This is a genomic window from Amphritea sp. (genome assembly GCF_050300915.1).
In the GTDB taxonomy this organism is placed as follows: domain Bacteria; phylum Pseudomonadota; class Gammaproteobacteria; order Pseudomonadales; family Balneatricaceae; genus Amphritea.
In genome coordinates this window covers 1-560 of the sequence record NZ_JBNKYN010000230.1, presented here as the reverse complement: position 1 = coordinate 560, position 560 = coordinate 1, and the positions used below count along the sequence as shown (strand labels likewise).

Below are 560 nucleotides of genomic sequence, written 5' to 3'. Positions count from 1 at the left end.
AAATGACGCACCTATAGCAAAGACCGTAATCCAAGATATTAGTCGATACCAGACTGGGACATACCTTGTTAGTGCTACTGCAAAGTTATCAAACTTACCATTTCGATACACAAACATTGCCACCAACGTGAGAACCCCAAATATCACAGTGCCGTTTCCGGCGATCTGATACAACAATTCTTGAGCACTTGGGTCATCAACTAAGTACATGCTTTACTTGCCTATTAACGCCCCGCTAAACGGCGAGCGTCAGCGAGTCCGGTGGAGGCCACGCTTTTTGTGGCCGGAACGTATTTGAGCGGCTTGTTATGTGTGATTTGAACTTGATGTTTCATTTATCAACTTTCCACATTGGGCGCATTGAACAGACTCCTTCCCGTAAGGTGTGCCACAGAACTTACACTTGCCACCACCAAAAAATAAATACATCAGTTTGCCGGCATAATTAGCCACTCGACCAACCCCGTACTTTGCACCAATAGCCGCGGATGTTAACACCACAATTGAAAAAGCCAGCCAATAATATGACTGATGAAAGAGGCCTGATAGAGCGAGGAGGA

General features: G+C 45.5%; 2 protein-coding genes. Both read right to left on the bottom strand.

Features of this window, described 5'->3' with window-relative positions; genetic code table 11:
• Positions 1–210 (bottom strand): hypothetical protein (locus ACQY8X_RS21170; protein ID WP_428037103.1); only part of this gene is annotated, 210 nt, incomplete at its 3' end.
• A gap of 96 nt (positions 211–306) precedes the next feature.
• Positions 307–560 (bottom strand): hypothetical protein (locus ACQY8X_RS21165; RefSeq protein WP_428037102.1); only part of this gene is annotated, 254 nt, incomplete at its 5' end.